At 61.2% G+C, this 4,549-nt stretch carries 6 protein-coding genes; 1 reads left to right on the top strand and 5 read right to left on the bottom strand.

What is annotated here, in order from left to right:
* Nucleotides 1-665: ATP-binding protein (locus AC2VNK_RS06725; protein WP_486883245.1), on the top strand; the 665-nt coding region annotated here is incomplete at its 5' end.
* 46 nt (nt 666-711) lie between these two features.
* Here AC2VNK_RS06725 and AC2VNK_RS06720 read toward each other — a convergent pair.
* The 5 genes from AC2VNK_RS06720 to AC2VNK_RS06700 form a co-directional block, all read right to left on the bottom strand.
* Nucleotides 712-1,155 carry an SEL1-like repeat protein gene (locus AC2VNK_RS06720; RefSeq protein WP_291523527.1) on the bottom strand — a complete coding sequence of 148 codons (444 nt, stop codon included), beginning with the start codon at nt 1,153-1,155 and terminating at the stop codon, nt 712-714.
* 27 nt (nt 1,156-1,182) lie between these two features.
* Nucleotides 1,183-2,802, bottom strand: coding sequence for a peptide chain release factor 3 (locus AC2VNK_RS06715; RefSeq protein ID WP_486883244.1), 1,620 nt, complete (start codon nt 2,800-2,802; stop codon nt 1,183-1,185).
* Between the two features lie 6 nt (nt 2,803-2,808).
* Nucleotides 2,809-3,279, bottom strand: a complete 471-nt coding sequence (rimI, locus tag AC2VNK_RS06710; RefSeq protein WP_486883243.1) for a ribosomal protein S18-alanine N-acetyltransferase — start codon at nt 3,277-3,279, stop codon at nt 2,809-2,811.
* On the bottom strand, nt 3,276-3,950 hold the full coding sequence (gene tsaB / locus AC2VNK_RS06705) for a tRNA (adenosine(37)-N6)-threonylcarbamoyltransferase complex dimerization subunit type 1 TsaB (RefSeq protein ID WP_486883242.1): 675 nt from the start codon (nt 3,948-3,950) through the stop codon (nt 3,276-3,278). The genes rimI and tsaB overlap by 4 nt, the downstream gene beginning before the upstream one ends.
* Nucleotides 3,950-4,549, bottom strand: a 600-nt coding sequence (locus AC2VNK_RS06700; protein WP_486883241.1) for an ATP-dependent DNA helicase, incomplete at its 5' end; no start/stop codon positions are given. The genes tsaB and AC2VNK_RS06700, both read right to left, overlap by 1 nt.

Below are 4,549 nucleotides of genomic sequence, written 5' to 3'. Positions count from 1 at the left end.
GGGGTTCGCACCCGCGTCCCGGCGAAATCAGCCTGGCGCACCACGGTATTCTTTTCCTGGACGAAATGCCCGAGTTCCCCCGTGCGGTATTGGAAGTGCTGCGGGAGCCGCTGGAATCTGGAGAAATCCATATCGCCAGGGCGGCGCGGCGGGCTACTTTCCCGGCCCGTTTTCAGTTGGTCGCGGCGATGAATCCCTGTCCCTGCGGCCATCTCGGTGATCCGCAGCAGATGTGCCGCTGTACCCCGGCGCAGGTCAGCCAATACCGCAGTCGGCTCTCCGGCCCGCTGCTGGACCGCATCGACATCCAGATGGAAGTGCCCGCCCTGCCGGTGAGCGCCTTACAAGAGGCGGCACAGGGCGAAAGTTCTGCCTACTGGCGCGAACGCATAGCTCAGGCCGTTGATCGTCAGTGGCAACGCCAGCAGGTGCGCAACGCACAACTTCAGGGCGAACTGCTGGATCAGTGTTGCGCCCTGGATGCGGTGGGCACCCGCCTGCTCAGCCGCGCCACCGAGACCCTGCACCTCTCCGCGCGGGGCTACCATCGGGTGCTGCGCGTCGCCCGCAGTATTGCGGATCTGGAAGGAAGCGGGCAGATCAGCACCCAGCATCTGGCAGAAGCCATCCAGTATCGGCGCTTGGCGCGGACGCTGGCCCAATAATCAGTTAGAGAAAAGGCCGCTGATTTATATATCATCGGCCCTTACCCTAGTCCTTATGGATACCCGTGTGCCGCCCAACCGCAGAACTCGCTGATGGGAGCAATGCCGTCTCTATACGGGCTATGGCCGCCATCCGGGAGAAATATACCGTTGCACGTTGCGGATTTTTGGCGACGCCTAAGCCTTCCTCATAAACCAGACCCAGGTCAAAATCCGCTCTGGCGCATCCGAGGCGAGCCGCCTGACGGTACCAGTGCATGGCCTCCGGCCAGCCTTTGACGACGGTGCTTTCCTGACGAGTAATCAGTGGGGAGTAAAGGGTACCGAGGTAGAAGGCGGCCTTGGCATCCGGCGCTGATGCGGCCTGCCGCAAACGCGCCAGCGCGGCTGGGTTCTGTTCGGCCTGATTACGCAGGGATTCCAGATCTTGTGCCATGGCTGCGAGAGGCAACAGGCCAGCTATCAACGAGAGTGTCGCACGTAGAAGCACTTCTTCTCCTCCGGCTCATCAAAGGCATTATGATCCCGCATGCTCCCGAGTAGCGTGGAACACCACTTGTGGCCAGCGCTCCATAGTAAGGTCCAGATTAACGCGGGAGGGCGCCAGGTAGGCGAGGCGATTCCCCGCGTCTTCGGCGAGCTGTTCTTCATGCTTGCGGGTAAATTCGGCGAGTATTTTGGGATCATCACATTGAATCCAGCGCGCCGCCTGCACCGCCGCCGGATCAAAAATCGCGTCGACGGCATATTCGGTTTTCAGCCGTTCCGCTACCACATCAAATTGCAGTACGCCCACCGCACCCAGGATCATATCCCCACCTTGCAGTGGTTTGAAGACCTGGGTAGCGCCCTCCTCCGCCAGTTGTTGCAGCCCCTTTTGCAGTTGCTTGGCCTTGAGCGGGTTACGCAGACGCACCCGGCGGAACAGCTCCGGCGCAAAGTAGGGAATCCCGGTGAACTGCAAGGCCTCACCCTGACTGAAACTATCGCCGATCTGAATACTGCCGTGATTATGCAGGCCGATGATGTCGCCGGCGAAGGCTTCCTCCACCAACTCCCGCTCCTGGGCGAGGAAGATAATCGGATTGTGCACCTGAATATCCCGACCCAGGCGCAAATGTTTGATCTTCATGCCCCGCTGAAAGTGCCCGGAGCAGACCCGGAGAAAGGCCACCCGATCGCGATGCTGGGGATCCATATTGGCCTGAATCTTGAACACAAAACCGCTGAAGGCTTCTTCTTCAGGCCGCACCGTCCGCCCCGTGGTGGGACGGGGGCGGGGCGAAGGCGCCCAGTCGATAAGGGCACCCAGCAATTCCCGCACCCCGAAGTTATTGATGGCCGAGCCGAAAAACACTGGCGTCTGCTGTCCCTCCAGAAAATCCTCCAGAGAAAAAGGATGGGAGGCACCACGCAGCAATTCTACCTGTTCCCGCAATTCAGCCATTTCATCCGGAAAGCGCCGGTCCAGCTCCGGGTTATTGATCCCGGCAATGCGCTCCACCGTTTGCTCCCGGGTTTCCTCACCGGCGGCGAAGACCAGCACCTCGTCGCGCAGCAGGTGATACACGCCGCGGAAACGCTTACCCATCCCAATAGGCCAAGTGACGGGCGCGCACCGGATACCCAGCACCGACTCCACCTCATCCAGCAACTCCGTCGGATCGCGGCTTTCGCGGTCGAACTTGTTCATGAAAGTGATGATGGGGGTATCGCGCAGGCGGCAAACCTCCAGCAGCTTGATGGTCTGCGCCTCAACGCCATTGCCGCCGTCAATCACCATCAGCGCCGAATCCACCGCAGTCAGTACCCGGTAAGTATCTTCGGAGAAGTCCTGATGGCCCGGTGTGTCCAGCAAATTGATGACATGCTCGTCATATTCAAACTGCATCACCGAACTGGCGACGGAAATACCGCGACTCTTTTCAATGGCCATCCAGTCGCTGGTGGCGTGACGACTACTTTTGCGCGCTTTTACCGTCCCCGCCAACTGAATCGCGCCCCCGAAAAGCAGGAGTTTTTCGGTAAGCGTCGTCTTGCCGGCGTCGGGGTGGGAGATGATGGCAAAGGTACGGCGACGCCGAATGGCGTCAATAAACGCGCTGGCCGGAGCCTCAGCAACAGGGGATGACAACATAAAAGATTAACCTTCTCTGAGTTGATTTACGGACGGCAGGAGCGACAGGGACAAGACCAGCGCATCCTCCCGACCCTCTTCATTGCGATAATAATTCAAACGCACACCGATTTCATGGAAACCTTGGGAGCGATACAATTCCTGAGCGCCGACATTAGACACCCGCACCTCGAGAAAGGCCCTTTGCGCACCCAGTTGCCCGGCCCGGCAGAGGAGATGTTGCAGCATGCGCTGCCCGAAACCGCGCCGACGCAAGGCAGGCGCTACACCGAGATTAAGGATATGTGCCTCGGCCGCACCCGTGGACAAGACCCCAAAGGCCACCAGCACACCGGCGTCATCCTCCATAATCCAGGCATCATAACCCGCTTGCATGCATTCGCGGAAAATACCCCGCGTCCAGGGTCCCGGCGAAATGTGCGACTCCAGCGTCGCCACCGAATCCAGATCACCTACCTGCATGGGACGCAGATTCATTTTTGTTTCTCCTCCGGCAGGGAGGGACGGATATAGTGCGGCTCCAGCAGCGCCGGGATGATACCTCGATCTCCCGCCTGGTAGCGCGCCTGCGCAAGGCGTAACGCGGCCTCGGCCCGCGGAAAACTATCGCCACTCCAGCCGAGGATACTGGGACCCTGCCAGTGGGCATGATAAACCTGCCAGCCCGTACCCAGCCCCCACCACTGGCCCTCCGCTGGCCAACCCACGGCATCGGGAGCACAAACTTTCTCCGCGCCTTGCAGTTGGGGCATGCCCCGCGCATCCTGACAGAACACCCCGGCGTAGACCTCCCCTTTGCGGGCGTCCAGCGCCGCCAGCACCTGCGGCTGGGGTATCGTCGCCGCCAGTGCTTGCAGGCTGGAGACCGGATAGACTGGCAGGCCGCGTGCCATAGCCAGTGCCTGCGCCGTGCTCACGCCAATACGCACCCCGGTGAAGCCTCCCGGACCTACGCCGCAAGCGATAGCCCCGATATCGGCGAGGGTAATGCCAGCGCGATCCAGCACCCGCTGAACCATAGGGAGCAGCAACTGGCTGTGGGCGTTAACCGCCACGACAAATTCTTCAACCACCCCAGCCGGGGTGCTAACGGCCACTGAGCAGGCCTCGGTAGCCGTATCCATAGCCAGAAAGCGCGGCAGTCCCATCAGGCCTCTCTCCGCCAGAACGCATGGACCGCGTCGAGGCTGGAAACGCGCCGCATAGGTGGCAGACTGTCGAGGAAAATCCGTCCGTAGCCCTTGCTGCGCAGGCGTGGGTCACAGAGCATCAGCACGCCGCGATCCGTCTCCGAGCGAATCAGCCGCCCTACGCCCTGGCGCAAGGCAATCACCGCCTGCGGGATCTGTAGCTCACGGAAGGGTTCACCGCCCGCCGCCTGACACTGCTCCGTGCGGGCACGCAAAATCGGGTCCGAAGGGTTGGCAAAGGGCAGCTTGTCGATAATGACACAGGAGAGAGCCTCACCCTGCACATCCACCCCCTCCCAAAAGCTGGCCGCACCCAGCAGCACCGCATTACCCAGACTGCGAAAACGGTCCAGAAGACGGGGCCGCGGCATGCTCCCCTGCACCAGAATAGGGAAGGACAGCCGCTGCGGCAGGGATGCTGCCGCTTCCTGCAAGGCCCGGTGACTGGTGAAGAGGAAAAAGGTCCGTCCGCCACTGGCCTCAATGACCGGTGCAGCGGCTTCCAGACAGGCCTGAGTGTACGTGGGATGATTGGGCTCCGGCATCGCTGGCGGCAG

The sequence above is a fragment of the Acidithiobacillus sp. TH-A35 genome, from assembly GCF_057473505.1.
This window is presented reverse-complemented; position numbering and strand designations above follow the sequence as displayed.

Excerpts from the sequence above, each read along its gene's own strand:
- AC2VNK_RS06715 (WP_486883244.1), bottom strand. The coding sequence starts at position 2,802 with ATGTTGTCATCCCCTGTTGCTGAGGCTCCGGCCAGCGCGTTTATTGAC.
- rimI (WP_486883243.1), bottom strand. The coding sequence starts at position 3,279 with ATGAATCTGCGTCCCATGCAGGTAGGTGATCTGGATTCGGTGGCGACG.
- tsaB (WP_486883242.1), bottom strand. The coding sequence starts at position 3,950 with ATGGGACTGCCGCGCTTTCTGGCTATGGATACGGCTACCGAGGCCTGC.